Origin of the sequence: Aliishimia ponticola (assembly GCF_004803475.1) — a bacterium.
Classification (GTDB): Bacteria; Pseudomonadota; Alphaproteobacteria; order Rhodobacterales; family Rhodobacteraceae; genus Aliishimia; species Aliishimia ponticola.
This window is the reverse complement of sequence record NZ_SRKY01000001.1, coordinates 1,257,696-1,277,402: the sequence shown is the minus strand read 5'-3', so window position 1 is coordinate 1,277,402 and position 19,707 is coordinate 1,257,696. Positions and strand designations below refer to the sequence as shown.

Genomic DNA, 19,707 nt, shown 5'->3' with positions numbered 1-19,707 from the left:
GGCGACGGAGTGCCTGCCAGTCAAACAAAAACTTTACCCGCGTAAACTTTTGTCACCCCAAAGCGGGTCAGGCCGGCCCGCAGTCAGGCGGAGGCGCGCAGGATAAGCTTACCGTCGAACAGGATTTCCGGCCTGTCTCCCTTGGGTTTTTCGCCCCGGATCAGGTCAAACAGGATTTCCACGCTGCGTTCGGTGATAGAGGTGTAATCCTGCGAAACCGTGGTCAGCGGCGGGCAGGTGAAACGCGACCACGGGTGGTCATCATGGCCCGCGATTCGCAGCGCGCAGCCCGGCGCATGTCCGATTCGCAGCCCCTTCTGGCAGGCGGCGGCGATCAGGCCGACGGCCAGTCGGTCGTTGCTGCACAGCACCGTGTCAGAGGGCAGGGCGCGCTCCGAAATCAGGTGCATGCCGCCTTCCAACCCGATCTGTTCGAACTCCCATCCGCTGCCCGCGACCTGCACCACCTTGGGTTCGTGGCCCAAACGCTCCATCGACTGGATATAGGCCTCGCGGCGCTTGTTGGCGTTTGGATTGACGGGGGGCATTTCGAAGAAGCAGGGCGGTTCTCCCGACCGGCACAGGTAATCGACCATCAGATCGACGCTTTGAAAGTTGTTCGATCCGACAAAGGCTTCGCCCACATTGACGTTGCTGTCGAAGACCACCGTTGGCACCTCTTCGGCAAAGTGCCGAACCGCATCGAGATCGGAGCCACGGCCAAGCGGGGCCAACAGCGCGCCCGCCGGGCGCAGCGAACGCAGCGTCGCCAGCGCGTTGTTCTCTGCGCTTTGGCTGCCATGGGCGCTGAACACGATCGGCCAGAACCCGGCCTTGATGCAGCTTTGTTCGATGTTTCGCACGATTTCCGCAAAGAACGGATCGGCCAGAAACGGAACCAGGATGCCGATGGTCTTGGTCAACTTCCGGTTTTGGTTGATCGCGAAGATATTTGGTTGATAATCGTACTTCTCCAGCGCCGCTTCGATCTTGCTACGGGTCGTTGCGCGGACGCTGGCTGGATCGTGAAAATACTTGGAAACCGTTGGGCGAGAGATTCCGCTGGCCTCGGCGAATTCCTCCATCGTCCGGATCTTGCGCGTCGCGCCGAGCTTGCCCTCGTTGCCGTGTGATCCGTCCATCCTGCGCTCCGGTTTTGCGCGCAGTTTGATAAAATTTGCGCGCGTAAAGATTTAATTTACATTAGGGGTGTCGGGCCGCGATGGTCAAGGATATCCCTGTGTCACGAAGCGGTCTTGTGAAAAATTACGCGATTTTCGTGGCTTATCCGCCAGATGCGCGCGCTATCCTGCGCTGCGGGGGATGTGCCCGTTAACGGCGGTCGGTTCGGTGCGGCGCGTCACAGGCCTGCGCACTATCTGGCCCCGTATGCGGCGTTCCATCTGGTTTCGCCCCCGGTTGCAGGATATTCGTGCCGCATGACCTTACCTGTTGGCATCTTGCTCGATCTCGCGGGCACCTTCGTTTTCGGAATTTCCGGGGCCATGCTGGCCGTGCGCCGGGGGCTCGATGTGTTTGGCATCGCCGCCCTTGCTGTCGCCGCGGCCCTGGCCGGGGGGATGATCCGCGACATGCTGCTGGGGGCCGAACCGGTCGCCGCCTTCGCGCAGCCGCTTTACCTCTGGGCCGCGCTGGCTGCGGCGGGGCTGGTCTTTTTCGCGCATCGCGCCTTGGAACGGCTCGCCAACCCGGTCATGCTGCTGGATGCGCTCGGATTGGGGCTTTTCGCGGTGGCGGGGTGCCGCAAGGCACTGCAATTCGGGCTGGACCCGTTACCGGCGATCCTGCTGGGCGTACTGACTGCGGTGGGCGGCGGGGCTGTGCGCGACCTTCTGGTGACAGAGGTGCCGCGCGTTCTGCGCGAAGAGGTCTATGCGCTGGCTGCCCTTGTCGGCGCGGCGATTGTCGTGATCGGGGATCGTCTGAGCCTGCCGGAAATCTGGGTCTTGCCCGTTGGCGTCTTGTCCGCGTTCCTCCTGCGGGTGCTGAGTGTCCGGCGCGGCTGGCAAGCGCCCAAAGCGCCGGGCAGCGGATCGCCTGACTAACGGGCCTTTCGCAGGGCACGACTTTTTTCACCTTTTTTGTCACCCGGATGTCGATTGGGCCGACACCGGTTCGTCATGTTGGTGAGGGCAGAGTGCTCTCGTCATCAATGAAGGACAGAAAAATGACGACTTTCCAAATAATTGCCGTATCCCTTGGTGCTGTGGCCCTGCTGGCGGCGGGAACGATGTTGCTGCCGCGCCATGTAGAGGTCGAGCGCCGCGCACTCATCGATGCCGATGCCCAGACGGTTTTGGCGCTGGCAGCTTCGGGCGAAGGCTATCAGCATTTCAACCCCTATAAGGTCAGCGATCCGGACCTCTCCATCAACCTGTTCGGCCCGCAAAGCGGTGTCGGCTCCGGGTTTCATTTCAAAGGGCGGGAAGGCAAAGGCAGTCAGACCGTGGCGCAAGTGACGCCGGATGCCGTGCATTACAGTATCGACCTTGGACCAATGGGCCGCCCGACACAGGCCATCCATGCGGTGCCACAACCGGGTGGGGCCGAAGTCACCTGGACGATGCAGGCGGATATGGGGTTCAACCCGATTGGCCGTATCATGGGGCTGTTCATGGATCGCATGATGGGCCCGGTTTTCGAACGCGGGCTTTCCCGACTTGAAATCGCAGCATAACCTGAGCCGAAGGAGGCAATTCGATGCGTTACACTTTTCTACTATACAGCGACCCGGCCGATTTTGCGGAGATGACGCAAGAGGATTGGGGCGAGATGCAAGAGGTCTACGGCGCGTATATCGGCGCGTTGCAGGAGGCAGGCGTTTTCGTGGATACCGACTGGTTGCAGCCCGTCGATACGGCGACGACGGTCACGCTGAAAGGTGGCAGCAAGACGGTGCAGGACGGTCCCTTTGCCGAGACGAAAGAGAAGCTTGGCGGGTATTTCGTGATTGATGTGCCCGATCTTGATGCGGCAATGGCCTGGGCCGAAAAATGCCCGGCGGCAAAGATGGGCAAGGTCGAAATCCGCGCCAGCCAGATGGGCGACGGCGCGTGAGCGATCCCGCCCGCGCGGCCGAAGCGGCGGCGCGGGCATCCTATGGCAAGCTGGTCGCGGTGCTGGCACGGCGCAGCGGCAACATCGCGCAGGCCGAAGATGCGCTGGCAGAGGCGTTTGCACAGGCGCTGACGGTCTGGCCCAGGCGGGGCATCCCCGATGCCCCCGAGGCGTGGCTGCTGACCACCGCGCGAAACCGGCTGACTGACGCGCATCGGCGCGAGGCCAAGTATGGCGAGGCAGACATTCTCCCCGACGACCTTCCAACCAGCACGCCGGACACCGACGATGCCGACGCCCGCCTGCCGCTCATGCTGGTGTGCGCGCATCCGGCCTTGCCCGCCGATATTCACGCGCCGCTGATGCTTCAGACCGTGCTGGGCGTCGAGGCGGCGCAGATCGCGCGGGCCTTCGTCACTGCCCCTTCGGCAATGGCGCAGCGGTTGGTCCGGGCCAAGCGCAAAATCCGAGAGGCCCGCATCCCCTTTCGCATCCCCGATACCGATGTGCTGCCAGAGCGGATGAATGCCGTGCGCGAGGCGGTCTATGCAGCCCATGCGCTGGATTGGTTGGCGCCGCAGGATGCGCTGGGCCATGAGGCGCTGTTCCTTGCCGATTTGCTGTGCCAGCTCTCCCCGAACGATGCCGAGGCATATGGGCTGGCGGCGCTGATTGCCTTCGGGCAGGCGCGCGGTCCGGCGCGGCTCCGCGATGGGGTATTCGTGCCGCTGGATGCGCAAGACCACCAGCTTTGGCGCGCGCCGCTCATCACCTATGGGCAACGGGCGCTGGCGGCGGGGCAGGCATTGGGCGCGCCGGGGCGGTTTCAGATCGAAGCTGCGATTCAGGGTATCCATCTGGACCGGGCCAAGACCGGGCAGGTCGATTGGCTGACATTGGACAAGCTCCATTTCGCGCTGGAGCAACTCTCCCCCTCGCTTGGGGCGACCGTTGCGCGCAGTGTCGTCACCGCAGAGCGGCACGGCCCGCAGGCAGGGCTGGATGCACTGGCCCGGCTTGAGGGCGACACGGTACGTCAATTCCAGCCCTATTGGGCCGCGCGGGGGCGGTTCCTTGCGCAGGCCGGGCAGGTGGAGGCCGCGGGCGCGGCCTATGACAAGGCGATTTCCCTGACGCCAGAGCCGCCCTTGCGGCGTTACTTGGAGGCGGAGCGCGCCAAGCTGGCTGCGGACATCACGCCGCCGCGCCCCTGACATTGCGCAGGATCGCGCCCATCTGCATCAGTTGATCTGCCAGAGGCGTCGTCTTGCGCCAGACCATACCAATGGTGCGCGCGGGGCTTGGGGCCTGAAAGCGCGCGACCGACACATCGGCAGACCGGGTCTCAAGGTTCAGGGCCATATCGGGAATCAGCGTCACGCCCATGCCTGCGCCAACCATCTGCACCAGTGTCGACAGCGAACTGCCTTCCATGACCTGCCGCGCGGGCGTCGCCTCCATGCTGCAATAGGCGAGGGCCTGATCGCGAAAGCAGTGGCCTTCCTCCAGCAGGAGCAGCCGCATCTCTGCCAGCGTCTCCGGGTTTGGCACCGGCTTGGCGGCATCTTCGGACGGGCGCACCAGCACGAAATCTTCGGTGAAAAGCGCAAATTCACGCAGCCGGGGTTCAGAGATCGGCAGGGCCAGTACCGCCACGTCGAGCCGCGAGTCGAGAAGGTCGTCGATCAGCGATTTTGTCACTGCCTCGCGCAGTTCCAGCTCTACGTCTGGGAAGTGATTTGACAGGGCAGTGATGATCTGAGGCAGCAGATAAGGCGCCACGGTCGGGATGATGCCCATGCGCAACCGCCCGGCAAGCGGCCCACCGGATGCGCGGGCAAGTTCTCCGATCTCGTCCACCGCCAGCAAAATGGCGCGCGCACGTTCGGCGAAATCGGTACCAAGTGGCGTCAGGCGGATCTGCCGCGAGGCCCGTTCGACCAGCGGCGCGCCGAGCATCCCCTCAAGTTCCTTGATCTGCTGAGACAGCGCGGGCTGCGAGATCGCGCAGGCTTCGGCGGCGCGTCCGAAATGGCCATATTGGGCCAAAGCCGCGAAATATCGCATGTGTTTCAGGGTCAAACCAATCATAAGGTGCGCTTATCACAATCTTAAGAATAATCAATTGGAAATTATGGATTTGCGCTGTTAGAACGATTCCAGTGTCACTGTCCCAGACACATTGCAAACGCTTTGGAGGCTCTCAATGGATGGAAACAATATCGGTCGCGAAGGCGGCTGTCCGGTCATGCATGGTGGCAACACCGGCAATGACAAGGCGGTTACGAAATGGTGGCCGAACGCACTGAATCTGGACATCCTGCAACAGCATGGTGCACGCGCGAACCCGATGGATCCGGACTACAACCACCGCGAAGCGGTCAAGGGTCTGGATTTCGAAGCTGTCAAAGCAGACGTCAAAGCGCTGCTGACCGAAAGCCAGGAGTGGTGGCCCGCAGATTGGGGACATTACGGCGGCCTGATGATCCGTCTGGCGTGGCACTCTGCCGGGTCTTACCGGATGGGCGATGGCCGTGGTGGCGCAGGGTCCGGCAATATTCGCTTTGCACCGTTGAATTCCTGGCCCGACAACGCCAGCCTTGATAAAGCGCGCCGCCTGCTGTGGCCGATCAAGAAGAAATACGGCAACGCATTGTCCTGGGCCGACCTGATCGTTCTGTCCGGCAGCATGGCCTATGAATCCATGGGGCTGAAAACCTTTGGCTTCGGCTTTGGCCGTGAAGACATCTGGGGCCCGGAAAAGGACGTCTACTGGGGCGCCGAGCAAGAGTGGCTCGCTCCGAGTGAGAACCGGTATGGCGATCTGGGCGATGTCTCCACGCTGGAGAACCCGCTGGCCGCGACCCATATGGGCCTGATCTATGTGAACCCCGAAGGTGTGAACGGCCAGCCCGATCCGGCAAAGACCGCGCTGCATGTGCGTGAAACCTTTGCCCGGATGGCCATGAACGACGAAGAAACCGCGGCGCTGACCTGTGGTGGTCACACGGTCGGTAAAGCGCACGGTATGGGCGCTGTCGACGCGATCGGCGCTGAACCCGAAGGCTGCCCGGTGCAGGCGCAGGGTCTTGGCTGGGCGAATGCCGGTCATCAGGGCAAGGCGGCGAATGCCTTCACCTCCGGGATCGAGGGCGCGTGGACACAGCACCCGACGCAGTGGGACATGGGCTATTTCGACTACCTGTTCAACTACGAGTGGGAGCTCAAGAAATCCCCCGCCGGCGCATGGCAGTGGGAACCGGTGGATATGCCGGACGACAAGAAGCCGGTCGATGCCTCGGACCCCTCCGTTCGTCGCAGCCCGATGATGACCGACGCCGACATGGCGATGAAGGTCGACCCGATCTACAACGAAATCTGCCAGAAATTCATGGCAGACCCGGAGTATTTCGCAGACACCTTCGCGCGGGCGTGGTTCAAGCTGACGCACCGCGACATGGGTCCGCGCGCCAACTATATCGGTCCCGATGTGCCGAACGAAGACCTGATCTGGCAAGATCCGGTTCCGGCAGGCGCGACGAATTACGATGTCGCTGCCGTCAAGGCGAAGATCGCCGATAGCGGCCTTTCCGCTGCCGAGATGATCACGACCGCATGGGACAGCGCACGCACGTTCCGTGGCTCTGACAAGCGGGGCGGGGCCAATGGCGCGCGCATCCGTCTTGCACCGCAGAAGGACTGGGTCGGCAACGAGCCGGAGCGTCTGGCCAAAGTGCTGGGCATTCTGGAACCGATCGCGGCTGAAACCGGTGCGTCGGTTGCCGATGTGATCGTTCTGGCGGGCAATGTCGGCCTGGAACAATCGCTGAAGGCTGCCGGCCATGACGTCGAGGTTCCCTTCACGCCGGGCCGGGGTGACGCGACCGACGAGATGACCGATGCGGCCTCCTTCGAGCCGCTGGAGCCGCTGTGCGACGGGTTCCGCAACTTCGAGAAAGAGCGCTATGCGGTCAGCCCCGAAGAAATGCTGCTGGACCGGGCGCAACTGATGGGTCTCAACACTGGCGAACTGACTGTCCTGCTGGGCGGCATGCGCGTGCTGGGCACCAACTATGGCGGGTCCAAGCACGGGGTGTTCACCGATCGTGTAGGCCAGCTGACGAATGACTTCTTCGTCAACCTGACCGACATGGCCAACACATGGCACCCGGTGGAAGAAGACGGCACCTACGAAATCCGCGACCGGGCGACCGGTGCGGTCAAGTGGACGGCGACCTCTGCCGATCTGGTGTTCGGCTCCAACTCCATCCTGCGGGCCTATGCCGAGGTCTATGCGCAGGACGACAATGCCGGGAAGTTCGCACGCGACTTCGTGGCGGCGTGGACGAAGGTGATGAACGCGGACCGCTTCGACCTTCTGGCCTGATGATCCTAGCCCGGGCGGCGCTGTGCTGCCCGGGCTTTCTTGTGCCTTGCCTTGCGGGGGCAGGGGCCGGGCTTACTGTCCGGCGAGCGGCAGCCGACGTTCCGCCATGCGCGCCATGATCGACGCGCCGACCGGCAAAATCCCCTTATCCAGTACAAAGCCCGGATTGTGCAGCGGCATCGTCCCGGCATGGCCGACCACGCAATAGGCGCCCGGCACGATCTTCAGCATATCCGCGAAATCCTCGGAGCCGGTGACCGGCGGCAGATCGTCCCGCACATTGGCAGCCCCGACCACATCGGCGGCGGCTTCCAGATAGGCGTCCGACAATTCGGCGTCATTCACCAGCACGTCAAAGACATTGCGCAGGTCCAGCCGGATTTCGACGCCATAGGCCAGCGCCAGCCCGTCGCAAAGTTCCTTCATCCGGGTTTCGGCCAGCTTGCAGACGGCATCGTCGAAATAGCGGATCGTGCCGCACAAGGTCGCGGTGTCGGGCACCACGTTATAGGCAGAGCCGGAGTGGATCTGCGTGATCGACACCACGCAGGTATCCTCGGGCGAGACATTGCGCGACAGGATGGTCTGGATTTGCCCGACCAATGCAGAGGCGACGACCAGCGGATCACGCGATTCCTGCGGGCGGGCGGCATGGCTGCCCTTGCCCTGAATGTGGATGTCGAAAAAGCTCGACCCGGCCATGGCGGGCCCTTTGCAGATCGCGACCTGCCCCGGCTCGCCGCTGGGGCGGTTGTGCATTCCATAGATTTCATCGCAGGGGAACTGCTCGAAAAGGCCTTCGGCCAACATGCCCCGCGCGCCGCCAAGCCCTTCTTCGGCAGGCTGGAAGATCAGAACCACAGTGCCATCGAAATCGCGGGTTTCGGCAAGGTGCTTGGCCGCGCCCAGCAGCATCGTGGTATGGCCGTCATGGCCGCAGGCATGCATGGCGCCGGGCGTGGTCGAGGCATAGGCCAGACCGGTCGTTTCATCGATGGGCAGCGCGTCCATATCCGCGCGCAGGCCGATGCGACGATTGCCGCCCCCTTTGCCGCGGATCAGCCCGACAACGCCGGTTTTCGCGATCCCGGTATGCACCTCGTCGACGCCAAAGGCGCGCAGCTTTTCGGCCACGATCTGTGCCGTGCGGGTTTCGGTGAACCCGATTTCCGGGTGAGCGTGCAGATCTTCGAAGATCGTTTCAAGCTCATTGGTGCTGTCGGAGATGATCGGCAAGATTTCCATGTCGCCTGTTCCTTCCTGTTGGGCATCAAGGCCCCGTTGCGTTCGGTGATGTGTTCAGACTGCGCGGCCTGCGCCAAAGGTTACATCGCGGCCCGGCGCGGCTTCCAGCAGCAATTTGGTGTATTCATTGGCAGGGTCGCGAAAGACCTGCCCTGTGGGGCCATGTTCGACGACAACGCCTTTCTGCATCACCATCAGCCGGTCGCAAATCTGGGCGGCGACGCGCAGATCGTGGGTGATGAACAGCATCGCCAGATTGTAGCGCGCGCGTATGTCGTCAAGCAGTTCAAGAACCTGCGCCTGCACCGAAACATCAAGGGCGGACACCGCTTCGTCGGCGATCAGCACATCAGGTTCCACGGCCAGCGCGCGGGCGATGCAGATGCGCTGCCGTTGCCCGCCGGAGAACTGGTGCGGGTAGCGGTCCAGCGCATCGGCAGAAAGGCCGACAAGCTCCATCAGGCTGCGGGCAGAGGCGAGCGCCTGATCCTTGGGAATGCCGAAATTCACCGGCGCTTCGATCAGGGACAGGCCGATGGTGCGGCGCGGATTGAGCGAGCGATAGGGATCCTGAAACACGATCTGCACCTTGCGGCGATGCGGGCGCAGCCGCGCTTCGGGCAGGGTGGCGATTTCGGTGCCGTGCAGGCTGATGGACCCGGCCGTGGGCGCGATCAGCCGCGCGATGCAGCGCGCTACGGTGGATTTGCCGGACCCGCTTTCGCCGACAATGCCCAAAGTCTCGCCCTTGTTCACATGCAAGGTCACGTCATCGGCCGCCAGCACCACACGGCCATCCCCGAAAAGGCCCGTTTTGCCATATTGCTTGGACAGCCCGGTGACATCGATGGCCCGCGCGCCCACCACGGGTGTCCGGGCTGGCGGCGTCATCGACGGAACCGAGGCCATGAGCATCTGCGTATAGGGGGCCTGCGGGCGCATCAGCACTTCGTCCCGCGTGCCTTGTTCGACGATCTTGCCATGCTGCATGACCACGACGCGATCCGCGATCTCGGCCACGACGCCGAAATCATGGGTGATGAACAACACGCCGGTGCCGCGCCGTTCCTGCATCTCTTTGATGAGCGTCAGGATCTGCGCCTGTGTGGTCACATCCAGCGCGGTCGTCGGCTCATCCGCGATCAGCAGGGCAGGGTCCAGCACAAGGGCAATGGCGATCATGATGCGTTGGCGCTGCCCGCCCGACAATTGGTGCGGATAGGCATCGATCATCTTTTCAGGGTCGGGCAGATGCACCATCTGCATGATCTCGATTGCGCGGGCGCGACGCTCGCTGGCGCTCATGCCGGTGTGGATTTCCAGCATTTCCGCGATCTGTTCGCCCACACGCGCGACCGGGTTGAGCGCGGTCATCGGCTCTTGGAAGATCATCGCCATGCGGGTGCCGCGCAGCGCGCGCAGGCGGGTCTTGTTGGCGGCAAGGGTGTTCTCGCCCTCCAGCAGAGCTTCGCCCGCCACGGGTTTTAGTGCGGCGGGAAGCAATCCCATCACTGCCGAGGCCGTCACCGATTTGCCCGAGCCGCTTTCACCTACGACGCAGACGATCTCTCCCGGTGCGACGGTGAGAGAGATATCCTCCACCGCATTGGCGCGATCCCCGTCGCTGGGCAAGGCGACGGTCAGGCCACGGACGTCAAGAACGGGTTCCACCATGGTGCTCTCCTAAACCCGCTTGGCGAAACGCGGATCAAGCGTATCGCGCAGCCCGTCGCCCAGCATGTTGATGGACAGCACGGTCAGCGCCAGCACCAAGCCGGGGTACAGGATATTGTGCGGGAAAATCTGAAAGACCGACCGGCCTTCCGCCATGATGTTCCCCCATGTGGGCACCTCGGGCGGGATGCCGATACCCAGAAAGCTCAAGATCGCCTCGACGATGATGGCAGAGGCGACGATAAATGTGCCTTGAACGATAAGCGGCGCGATGGTGTTGGGCAGCACATGCCGCACCAGCAAGAGCGGCGTGCGGGTGCCTGCGGTGATCGCGGCCTCCACATAGGGTTCTTCGCGGATCGACAGCACGATGGACCGGACCAACCGCACCACGCGCGGCACTTCGGGCACGGTGATCGCGATGATCACACTCGCCAGTCCGGCGTTGAACAGCGATACGACGGCAATCGCCAGCAGGATCGCCGGGATCGCCATCAGCCCGTCCATGATGCGCATGATGATCCCGTCCAGCCACCGGAAATACCCGGCGATCACCCCGATCACCGTCCCGATGGAAATCGAAATCGCCGCAACCGCAATCCCCACGATCAGCGAAATCCGCGCGCCATAGATGATGCGGCTATAGACGTCGCGGCCCAGCGTGTCAGAGCCGAGGCGATAGACCACCGGCACCTTGTTGCCGTCATAGTCGCGTACCGTCGTCTCGTATCCCGGGGGCTTGTTGCGGTCCTTGGGCGAGATGTCCGACGGATCCCGCGTGCCCAGCAAGGGCGCGAACAGACCCATCAGAACGATGACCAGAACCAAGGTGCCGCCGATCAGCACGGACGGGTTGCGGAAGATGCGGCGCAGGGTCTGGCGCCCGGGGGAAAGTGTCGCGGTGGCCATCAGTAGCGTATCCTCGGGTCCAGCAGCGTATAGCTGACATCGATCATCAGGTTGATCAAAACGTAGATGAAGGAAAACAGCAGGATCACGGCCTGAATGGTGGGAAAGTCCCTTGCCAGCACCGCTTCGACGGTCAGCAGGCCAAGGCCGGGCAGGGTGAAAACGGATTCCGTGACCACCACGCCACCGATCAGAATGGCAAAGGCCAGCCCGATCACGGTGACAATCGGCACGGCGGCATTGCGCAGCGCGTGGCGCAACAGAACGCGGGTTTCGGTCTGGCCCTTGGCGCGGGCGGTGCGGATGTAATCCTCTCCCAGCACTTCCAGAACGCTGGTGCGGGTCATGCGCGCGATGAAGGCGACGAAGATCACCGCCAGCGCAAGCGAAGGCAGCAGCAACCGCAGCAGCCACCCGCCGACCCCGTCGGAGATGCGTTGATAGCCCTGCACCGGCAGCCAGCCCAGCTTGATCGAAAAGAGATAGATCAGCGCATAGCCGATCACGAAGACGGGCAGCGAAAAGCCCAGAACGGAAAAGCCCATGATGCCGCGATCCAGCCAGCTTCCCTGCTTGTAAGCGGCCAGCGTGCCCATCGGCACCGCGATCGTGACCGTCAGCACGATGGTCAGCAGCGACAGTGACAGCGTCGGTTCGATGCGCGACGCGATAAGATCGCTGACCTGTTTCTTGTAGAAAAAGCTCTCGCCGAAATCGCCCTGCACCATGTTGCCGATCCAGACAAAGAACTGGGTGACCATTGGTTCGTCCAATCCCAGTTTTTCGCGGATTTCAGCGACTTGCGTTTCATTGGCGAAGTCCCCGGCGATGATCGTCGCCGGATCGCCCGGCGTCAGGCGCAGCAGCAAAAAGATGAACACGGCCACGAACAGCATGACCGGGATGGTCGCCAGAATGCGCCGCAACAGGTAGGAAACCATGGTTCAGAGCCTTGTCGAGAAGGGGGGTCGCCCGGCGCAGCCAGTGCGCCCGCCGGGCCAAGGGCGCATCACTCTTTGGCGATGTTCCAGAACACGGCCGCGCCGGTGTCCAGCACGCCAGAGACATTGCTGCGCACGGCTGTCGGTGCTTTCCATTGACCCAGATGGATATGCGTGGGGTATTCCACGAACCGGGCCTGAACCGCTTCGACGATCTTCATCTGATCATCGGGGCTGGTCGCACGCGCGAAATCGTCGCGTAGCTTTTCGATCTGGTCATCGCAGGGCCAGCCGAACAGTGCGGTTTCGCAGCTTGAGTTCAGGAAGGCCATCGCCACCGGGTTGAACAGGTCGCCCGCCGTCCATGATGTCAGGAAGGCATTCCAGCCGCCATCCTCCGGCTTGTCCTGCTTGGACCGCCGCGCCACGAGGGTCTGCCAATCCATCGACTGCATGTCGACGTTCAGGCCGACCGCTTCCATCAGGTCCTTGGCGACCGGGGCAAGGTTGGTCAGCACCTGCAAATCGGTCGAATGCATCAGCACGATGGGTGTGCCGTCATAGCCGGATTCGGCAATCAACTCGCGCGCCTTGGCGAAGTTTGAATCCAGCAGCCCATCCATATGCGCGACGGTTTCGAACGGCATACCGCAGCCGAACATCGCCTTGCAGGTCTGGTAGTAATCGGGATCGCCGATCACCGCTTGCAGGAAATCCTCTTGGTTGAAGGCATAGAGCAGCGCCTGACGCATCTTCGGATCGTCGAAGGGCGGATGCAGGATGTTGAACCGGAACGTATATTGGTTCCCGGCCGAGTTGATGTCCACAAGGTCGATATTCTCGTCCCCGGTCAACAGCGGCAACAGGTCATGGGGCGCGGATTCGATATAGTCGATCTCGCCCGCCTTAAGCGCATTGACGGCCTGCTGGTGATCGCGGATCGGTATCCATTCGACCCGGTCCACCTTGGCGATCTTGCCACCGGCCAGCGCCGATGCCGGTTCGGACCGCGGCACATAGGCATCGAATTTCTCATAGACCACCTTGGCGCCCGGTTCCCATTCGGCGTCGTTGAAAACGAAGGGGCCGGAGCCGATGAACTCGGAAATCTGTTCCGAAGAGGGCGTCATCGCGACCCGCTCGGGCATCATGAAGGGCACGTTGGAACTGGGCTTGGCCAGCGCCAGCGTGACAAGACCCGTCGGAGCGTTCAACTTGAAGGTAATGGTCTTGTCATCGGTCGCCTCAAGCGTGTCGACGAAGCTCATCATCTTTTGCCCCATCGCGTCTTTCGATCCCCAGCGGTTGATCGAAGCAACGCAATCGGTCGCGGTGACGGGCGCGCCATCATGCCAGGACAGGCCATCGCGCAGGGTCATCGTCACGGTCAGCCCATCGTCAGAGGTCGTCACCGTGTCGACCATTTGTGGCTGCACATTGCCATCCGCATCCAGTGCGAAAAGCGTGTCATACACCATATACCCGTGATTGCGCGAGATATAGGCGGTGGTCCAGATCGGGTCGAGGATCTTCAGCCCGGAATGGGGAACGGCCCGCAACGTGGTTTCTGCGTGGGCAGACCCGGCCACGGTCTGAAAACCCAGCCCGAGAACCAAGGCTGAAACCGCACCGGCGAGGAAGCGGCGGCGAACGAAATGCAACATTCTATAGTCTCCCTGTTATAATTTTATTGCGGACAAGTCCGACGTGAAAACTATTGAAGCCCGTAATGGTTGAGTCAACAATTTGTTCGTATACAGTATACACGAAGGCAGGGGCTGCCTGCCTTTCCAGCTATGATAGCATAGTTGCGGGCGCAGCCGCCGCGCGTGCGTGCCTTGGGGGCTAAATTGCGGTGGTTTCGCCGATGGTGCGCGCCAGAATGTCGACGCCCTGCTGGTTCCAAAAATGCAGCAGATCGATGAACACCCAGTTTTCCGCCAGCTTGTCGCCCGCGCGGCGATACAGATCGATCACGCGGAACTCTCCCGCCTTGTCGGTGCCGGGCATCCCCATGAAACCACCAGTCGGGCGGGTGGTGAAATTGGGCCAGCCAAAGAAGCCGCCGTAATTTCCTTCGGCCATGCGGCATTGGTGCCGTGTGGGGGAGCGGTCGGCGAAGCCTGCGCGGAAGGGGGCGGAGTGTTGCTCTGCATAGCGGTCGATCGTGTAGGTCGATCCGATCCCCGCAGGCCCCCACCAGATCATGTCATCATTCCAGGTCCGCGCCAGTTCTTCGGTCAGGGGCAGGCCCAGCTTCCACTGTCCAAGGTCCATGATCATTGCGTTGATCGTGGCCAGGGTATGTTCCCCTTCGCCGGCGGGATGTGCGTCGAACAGCAACCCGTCATGGGTCAGGGGACCGGGCTGCACGAGATGCGCGCCGGTTTGCGGCGGGAAGGGCTGAAGCCCGGCCTGAACCATCAGATGCGGCAGGTCGAAATACATCGCGGTGCGGGTGATCTTGCCATCCTCCACCCGGTGAAACGCGCAATAGCGCAAAAACGCCATGCGCCGCGTCGCCGGGATGCCGAGCCATGGCGCATCGAACAGGCCCATGAGATGCCCCATCGACGCGACCCAGATACCGCCGGTGTCCTCCAGCATGTTGCGCCCGGCAAAAAAGATGTCGAGCCGTCGTTGAATCCGGGTCACGCTGGTGCGCAAGGGCTGCCAGAATCGGGTGGCGACGGCGTCGATTCCGTGCAGCTCATTGAAGGGGTGATACCCCTGCCACAGCAGGTCTTCGGCGCAATAACGGGTCATCACCGCCGGGATGTGCCGCGGGTCGGCGGCGTCCAGCGCCTGGTAAAACTCACGGACGACCATTTTTTCAGCTTGGAAATTCGTCATTTTTTTCAGCGCCTTGATTTGGTTTTAGCGGTTGGTTTCACGCAGGTTGGGGCGGATTCGTTTCCCGATTTGCATACGTATTCAGAAATATCTTGCCCGAGGATGCAACCAGTGATTAGGCTGCATTGCAAGCGTATGCAAAGTCCGGGGCGAAAAGCGAATGGCGCAGATCGAATTGCGAAATGTTGGAAAGCGGTGGGGCGACTTTGTCGGGGTCCACGATTTCAATCTGACGATCCCGGACAAAGAGTTTCTGGTCCTCTTGGGTCCGTCGGGCTGCGGCAAGACCACGACGATGCGCATGATCGCGGGGCTGGAGGATGCCAGCAATGGCGACATCCTGATTGACGGCACCGTGGTCAACGGGATGGAGCCGAAGGACCGCGATGTGGCCATGGTGTTCCAGAGCTATGCGCTTTATCCGAACATGAATGTCTACGAGAACATCCGCTTTCCGCTGAAAGTACGCGGGATCGACCCCAAGCTGCATGACGAGAAAGTGCGCCGGGCGTCTGCCATGGTGGAACTGGACGACTTCCTGCACCGCAAGCCGGCGGAATTGTCGGGCGGCCAGCGCCAGCGCGTCGCCCTTGCGCGCGCCATCGTGCGCGAGCCGAATGTCTTTCTGATGGATGAGCCGCTGTCGAACCTCGATGCCAAGCTGCGGGTATCGACGCGGGCGCAGATCAAGAACCTCAGCCACGAATTGGCGGTCACGACGATCTATGTGACCCATGACCAGATCGAGGCGATGACCCTCGCGGATCGCGTGGTGGTCATGGAAAAGGGCGTGGTGCAACAGGTCGGCAACCCGACCGAGATTTATGACCGTCCGGCCAATACCTTCGTGGCGGGTTTTATCGGCAATCCGGCAATGAACCTGATCGAAGGGCAGGTGCGGGCGGGGGTCTTTACCGCGCCGGGCGTAGAGATTTCCGGCCTGAGCGCGCCCGACGGCGCGGCCACGCTGGGCTACCGCGCGGAAGATGCCAGCGTGGTGGAGTTCGGCGGCCATATCAACGCGCCGATCTATTCGCTCGAACTGCTGGGTGACGCGACGATGGTCACGGTTCGGATCGGACAAACCTTGGTCAATGTGCGCGCAGACAAAAGCTTCAGGGCCGAGATTGGGGATGCGGTCTCCATCTCTGTGCCCGCCGGGATTTGCCACATGTTCGACGGCCAGACCGGTGCACGAATTGAGGCGCAAGACGCCTCATGAAACCCGCGGGGCCTTGGCCCGGCGCAATAAAGGGATGCGTGATTGCAAGGCGCATCCGAACCAACGGAAACACAGGGAGATACACATGTTTCTGAAGAAATTTGCCCTCGCCGGCGCGACGGCGGCTTTGTTGGGATCGGCGGCCTATGCTGCCGATTGCGGCCCGAACGGCCAATCCATCCGTGTCCTTGGAAGTGACTTCCCGGCCATTCAGGCCCTGTCCGGCACCGCGCAGGACAACTGCGCCGCATCGGCCAGCGAGTTCGTCATCAGCCTCAAGGACAATACGCGCGACTTCATGAACCAGGCGCTGACACCCAACCCGGCGGAATATTCCAGCGTGATCGTGGCCAATGCGACGCTGACGCAGTTGATGAATGACGGGCTGGTGCGTCCGCTGAACGATCTGGTGGAAAAATACGGCGCCAATATCAAGCCGAACCAATTGATCACCATCGACGGCAATGTAATGGCGGTGGCCTTCATGGCGAATTCGCAGCACCTGTTCGTGCGCGAGGATATTCTGGCCGAAGCCGGTGTCGAAGGAATCCCTGCCACGGTCGATGAGGTCGTCGCCGCCGCCGAGAAAATCCGCGCCGCCGGGATCATGGAATACCCGCTGGTGATGAACATGCAGGTCGGCTGGAATGTGGGCGAGGTGTTCAACCTCTTCTATCTGGCGCATGGCGGTGAATTCTTCGCGCCCGGCTCTGCCGAACCGGCGATCAACAATGACAAGGCCCGCGCGGCGCTGGCCGACATCAAGCGGCTGGCTGAATATGCCAACCCCGACTACCTGACCATGGCCTCGAACGAGACTCAGGCGGCATGGGAAGCGGGGCAGGCGGCCCTGGGCATCATGTGGGGGTCGCGCGGCGGCGCAATCCTTGATGACGAGGGCGCGACCGACGCGGTACGCGGCGGAACCGTTCTGGCGGCAGCACCGACAGCGGGCGACGGCTCTACCCCGGCGGCAACGCTGTGGTGGGACGGTATCACCATCGCGGCCAATATCAGCGATGAAGAGGCCGAAGCGACCTTTGCCGCGCTGGTCAGCGCCATGACATCCGACATGGTCGCCGAACATAACGACGACGCGATCTGGCTGCTTGAAGGCTACAAGCCCGGCCCGGCGGCGGCGGGTGTGTCCGCCACGGCGGCAGGCGGCGCAAAGCCCTATCCGATGATCCCCTACATCAACCAGATGCATAACGCGCTGGGCGCGGAGCTGGTCGATTACTTCAAGGGCGACGAAAGCGCGGATCAGGCGCTGGCGGATGTCGAGGCGGCCTATATGACCGCCGCGAAGGAAGCGGGCTTCCTCAAGTGACGACCTTCGGGGGCCTGCTGGCCGGGCCCCCGAACCCACCTTCAACCCGAGGCGCAGAGCCATGAAAAACCGCACATTCTTCTGGTTTATCCTGCCGACGCTCAGCGCCATGCTGCTGTTCATCGCGCTTCCCATCGCTTCGGTCTTTGTGCAATCGCTGCATATCGAACATGAGCAGGTTCTGGTGGTGTCCGAAAGCTGCGGACCGTTCGGGTGCCGCGAAACGACGTCGGTGGATACCGAGGCGACAGAGGCGCTGCGCGAGGAACGGCCCCTTGGGCGGTTCAACGGGCTGAGCACCTATACCAACCGCGCGCATCTGGCCTTTGCCGAAGTGGGCGAGGCGTGGCGCACGACCGAGAGTTTCGGCGACTTCTTCGACCGCATCTACAACCTGCGCTTCTACCGCGCGCTGATTTTCACGCTGACCTATACCGCCGTGGTCACGCCGCTGGTCATCGCACTGGGGCTGGCCATCGCGATTGGCGTCAACAACCTGCCGCGCATGATCAAGGGACCGGCGATCTTCGTGTCGCTGCTGCCCTTCCTTGTGACTCCGCTGGTCGGCTCTTTGATCCTGTTCTGGATGGTCGATAGCGATGGCATCCTTGGGGCGACGCTGCAATGGCTGACGGGCGATCCGACGCTCAGCCTCAAGGCGTCGGCCACGCTGACCTGGATCATGCTGATGGTCTACGGAATCTGGCACACGCTGCCGTTCAGCTTCATCACCTTCTATGCCGGGCTGCAAACCGTGCCCGAAGACACGCTTGAGGCCGCGATGATCGATGGGGCCACACGGTGGCAGCGGGTCCGCCACGTGGTCGTGCCGCATCTGATGCCGCTGATGGCCTTCGTCACGCTGATGCTGCTGATGGACAATTTCCGCGTCTTCGAGCCGATCATCAGCTTTCAGGCACAGGCACATGCGACCTCGCTCTCGATCATTATCTACAATGACCTGCGCGAAAGCGGGAACCCGCTTTATGGCTCTGCCGCCGCGACGTCGATGATGACCATCGCAGGGGTCGTCGTCCTGCTGACGCCGGTGCTGATCCGCACATGGCGCGATTTCAGCCGCAAAGCGCATTGAAAAGGAGACGGCAGGCATGACAACGCTGGCAGATAACCGCATCACCACGCTCAAGATCGTGTCCTTCGCGCTGGTGGCGCTATGGCTGATCATCGCGGCGTTCCCGTTCCTTTGGACGCTGTGGGGCAGCTTCAAGGTGCAGGCGGATTTCTTTTCCAAGGCCAACTGGCAGAACGCGCTCAGCGGAACCAACACCATCCGCGAAACCGGCAGTGCCTTTACCGGACAGGGCTATTACGGCGCATGGGTGCAAGAGGAATTCTGGCGCGCGGCGCTCAATACCTGCATCGTGGTTTTCTTCACTGTTGTCATCTCGCTGACCTTCGGGACGCTGGGCGGCTATGCGCTGGCGCGATCCGGCAAACGCTATGCGTTCTGGTTGCTGATGGCGGCGCTGGTGTTCCGGGCGATGCCGCATATCACGCTGGTCTCCGGCTATTTGCTGCCCTTCTTCGAATGGAATGTCTGGGGCATCCTGCCGACCACGATCATCGTGCTGGTGGCGATCAACCAGCCCTTCACGCTGTGGATGCTGCATTCGTTCTTCCTGAATATTCCCAAGGACATGGACGAAAGCGCCATGGTCGATGGCTGTACCCGCTTTCAGGCGTTCCGGCACGTGATCATCCCGGTGATGTGGCCCGGCGTGATCACCACGGGGCTGTTCAGCTTTCTGCTTGCCTATAACGATTTTGCCGTGACGGCGATGCTGCTCTCGACCCAGAACGAGACGATCATCCCCGCGATCAACAGCTTCCTTGGCTCGACGCAGGTCGAAGGCAACGTGATGTTCGCCGTGGCGGCGGTGGTGTCCGCCACGGCGCCGCTTTTCGTGCTGATCCTGTTCTTCCAGCGCCAGATCGTCAGCGGCCTGACCGCCGGGGCGGTGAAGGGATGAGCAGCGCCGCCCGGCATAACGCCGTTGCACGCCATCCGGCCCTGAACCGGATGCCTCGGGATTTTCTGGAGGCACGG

General features: G+C 62.2%; 17 protein-coding genes. 9 read left to right on the top strand and 8 right to left on the bottom strand.

Annotated elements, in window-relative coordinates; genetic code table 11:
* Positions 1-83: 83 nt before the first annotated feature.
* Positions 84-1,142 carry a LacI family DNA-binding transcriptional regulator gene (locus E4Z66_RS06035; RefSeq protein WP_246035890.1) on the bottom strand — a complete coding sequence of 353 codons (1,059 nt, stop codon included), beginning with the start codon at positions 1,140-1,142 and terminating at the stop codon, positions 84-86.
* Between the two features lie 297 nt (positions 1,143-1,439).
* On the opposite strand from E4Z66_RS06035, the gene E4Z66_RS06030 reads away from it, so the two are divergent.
* The 4 genes from E4Z66_RS06030 to E4Z66_RS06015 all read left to right on the top strand — a co-directional run bounded on the left by E4Z66_RS06030 (position 1,440) and on the right by E4Z66_RS06015 (position 4,292).
* A complete protein-coding gene (locus E4Z66_RS06030) occupies positions 1,440-2,066 on the top strand; it encodes a trimeric intracellular cation channel family protein (protein WP_136462032.1) in 627 nt (208 codons plus the stop codon).
* A 122-nt stretch (positions 2,067-2,188) separates the two neighbouring features.
* Entirely contained in the window at positions 2,189-2,698 is a 510-nt protein-coding gene (locus tag E4Z66_RS06025; protein ID WP_136462031.1) for an SRPBCC family protein, read from the top strand.
* A 23-nt stretch (positions 2,699-2,721) separates the two neighbouring features.
* Positions 2,722-3,078, top strand: coding sequence for a YciI family protein (locus tag E4Z66_RS06020; protein WP_136462030.1), 357 nt, complete (start codon positions 2,722-2,724; stop codon positions 3,076-3,078).
* Positions 3,075-4,292, top strand: coding sequence for an RNA polymerase sigma factor (locus tag E4Z66_RS06015; RefSeq protein WP_211097114.1), 1,218 nt, complete (start codon positions 3,075-3,077; stop codon positions 4,290-4,292). Before E4Z66_RS06020 ends, E4Z66_RS06015 begins: the two co-directional genes overlap by 4 nt.
* Here E4Z66_RS06015 and E4Z66_RS06010 read toward each other — a convergent pair.
* Positions 4,273-5,169, bottom strand: a complete 897-nt coding sequence (locus tag E4Z66_RS06010; protein WP_136462028.1) for a hydrogen peroxide-inducible genes activator — start codon at positions 5,167-5,169, stop codon at positions 4,273-4,275. The two genes, E4Z66_RS06015 and E4Z66_RS06010, sit on opposite strands and share 20 nt — an antisense overlap.
* Positions 5,170-5,284: 115 nt before the next feature.
* Between E4Z66_RS06010 and katG the strand changes: the two genes are divergently transcribed.
* Entirely contained in the window at positions 5,285-7,465 is a 2,181-nt protein-coding gene (gene katG, locus E4Z66_RS06005; RefSeq protein ID WP_136462027.1) for a catalase/peroxidase HPI, read from the top strand.
* A 72-nt stretch (positions 7,466-7,537) separates the two neighbouring features.
* Here the strand turns inward: katG and E4Z66_RS06000 are convergent, their stop codons facing one another.
* The 6 genes from E4Z66_RS06000 to E4Z66_RS05975 form a co-directional block, all read right to left on the bottom strand.
* Positions 7,538-8,710, bottom strand: a complete 1,173-nt coding sequence (locus E4Z66_RS06000; protein WP_136462026.1) for a M20 aminoacylase family protein — start codon at positions 8,708-8,710, stop codon at positions 7,538-7,540.
* 54 nt (positions 8,711-8,764) lie between these two features.
* Positions 8,765-10,384 (bottom strand): ABC transporter ATP-binding protein, encoded by a 1,620-nt coding sequence (locus tag E4Z66_RS05995; RefSeq protein ID WP_136462025.1) that lies wholly within the window; start codon positions 10,382-10,384, stop codon positions 8,765-8,767.
* 9 nt (positions 10,385-10,393) lie between these two features.
* On the bottom strand, positions 10,394-11,293 hold the full coding sequence (locus E4Z66_RS05990; protein ID WP_136462024.1) for an ABC transporter permease: 900 nt from the start codon (positions 11,291-11,293) through the stop codon (positions 10,394-10,396).
* Positions 11,293-12,234, bottom strand: coding sequence for an ABC transporter permease (locus E4Z66_RS05985; protein WP_136462023.1), 942 nt, complete (start codon positions 12,232-12,234; stop codon positions 11,293-11,295). Before E4Z66_RS05985 ends, E4Z66_RS05990 begins: the two co-directional genes overlap by 1 nt.
* Before the next feature lie 68 nt (positions 12,235-12,302).
* The gene (locus E4Z66_RS05980) at positions 12,303-13,898 is read right to left on the bottom strand and encodes an ABC transporter substrate-binding protein (RefSeq protein WP_136462022.1); all 1,596 of its coding nucleotides are present in this window, start codon (positions 13,896-13,898) and stop codon (positions 12,303-12,305) included.
* Positions 13,899-14,079: 181 nt separating this feature from the next.
* Positions 14,080-15,087, bottom strand: coding sequence for a nuclear transport factor 2 family protein (locus E4Z66_RS05975; protein WP_136462021.1), 1,008 nt, complete (start codon positions 15,085-15,087; stop codon positions 14,080-14,082).
* 160 nt (positions 15,088-15,247) lie between these two features.
* On the opposite strand from E4Z66_RS05975, the gene E4Z66_RS05970 reads away from it, so the two are divergent.
* The 4 genes from E4Z66_RS05970 (at position 15,248) to E4Z66_RS05955 (ending at position 19,630) form a co-directional block, all read left to right on the top strand.
* Complete coding sequence (locus E4Z66_RS05970) at positions 15,248-16,309, top strand: ABC transporter ATP-binding protein (RefSeq protein ID WP_136462020.1); 1,062 nt, start codon at positions 15,248-15,250, stop codon at positions 16,307-16,309.
* An 85-nt stretch (positions 16,310-16,394) separates the two neighbouring features.
* Positions 16,395-17,639, top strand: a complete 1,245-nt coding sequence (locus E4Z66_RS05965) for an ABC transporter substrate-binding protein (protein WP_136462019.1) — start codon at positions 16,395-16,397, stop codon at positions 17,637-17,639.
* A 61-nt stretch (positions 17,640-17,700) separates the two neighbouring features.
* On the top strand, positions 17,701-18,732 hold the full coding sequence (locus E4Z66_RS05960) for a carbohydrate ABC transporter permease (protein ID WP_136462018.1): 1,032 nt from the start codon (positions 17,701-17,703) through the stop codon (positions 18,730-18,732).
* Positions 18,733-18,748: 16 nt separating this feature from the next.
* Positions 18,749-19,630 carry a carbohydrate ABC transporter permease gene (locus E4Z66_RS05955; RefSeq protein WP_136462017.1) on the top strand — a complete coding sequence of 294 codons (882 nt, stop codon included), beginning with the start codon at positions 18,749-18,751 and terminating at the stop codon, positions 19,628-19,630.
* Positions 19,631-19,707 lie beyond the last annotated feature (77 nt).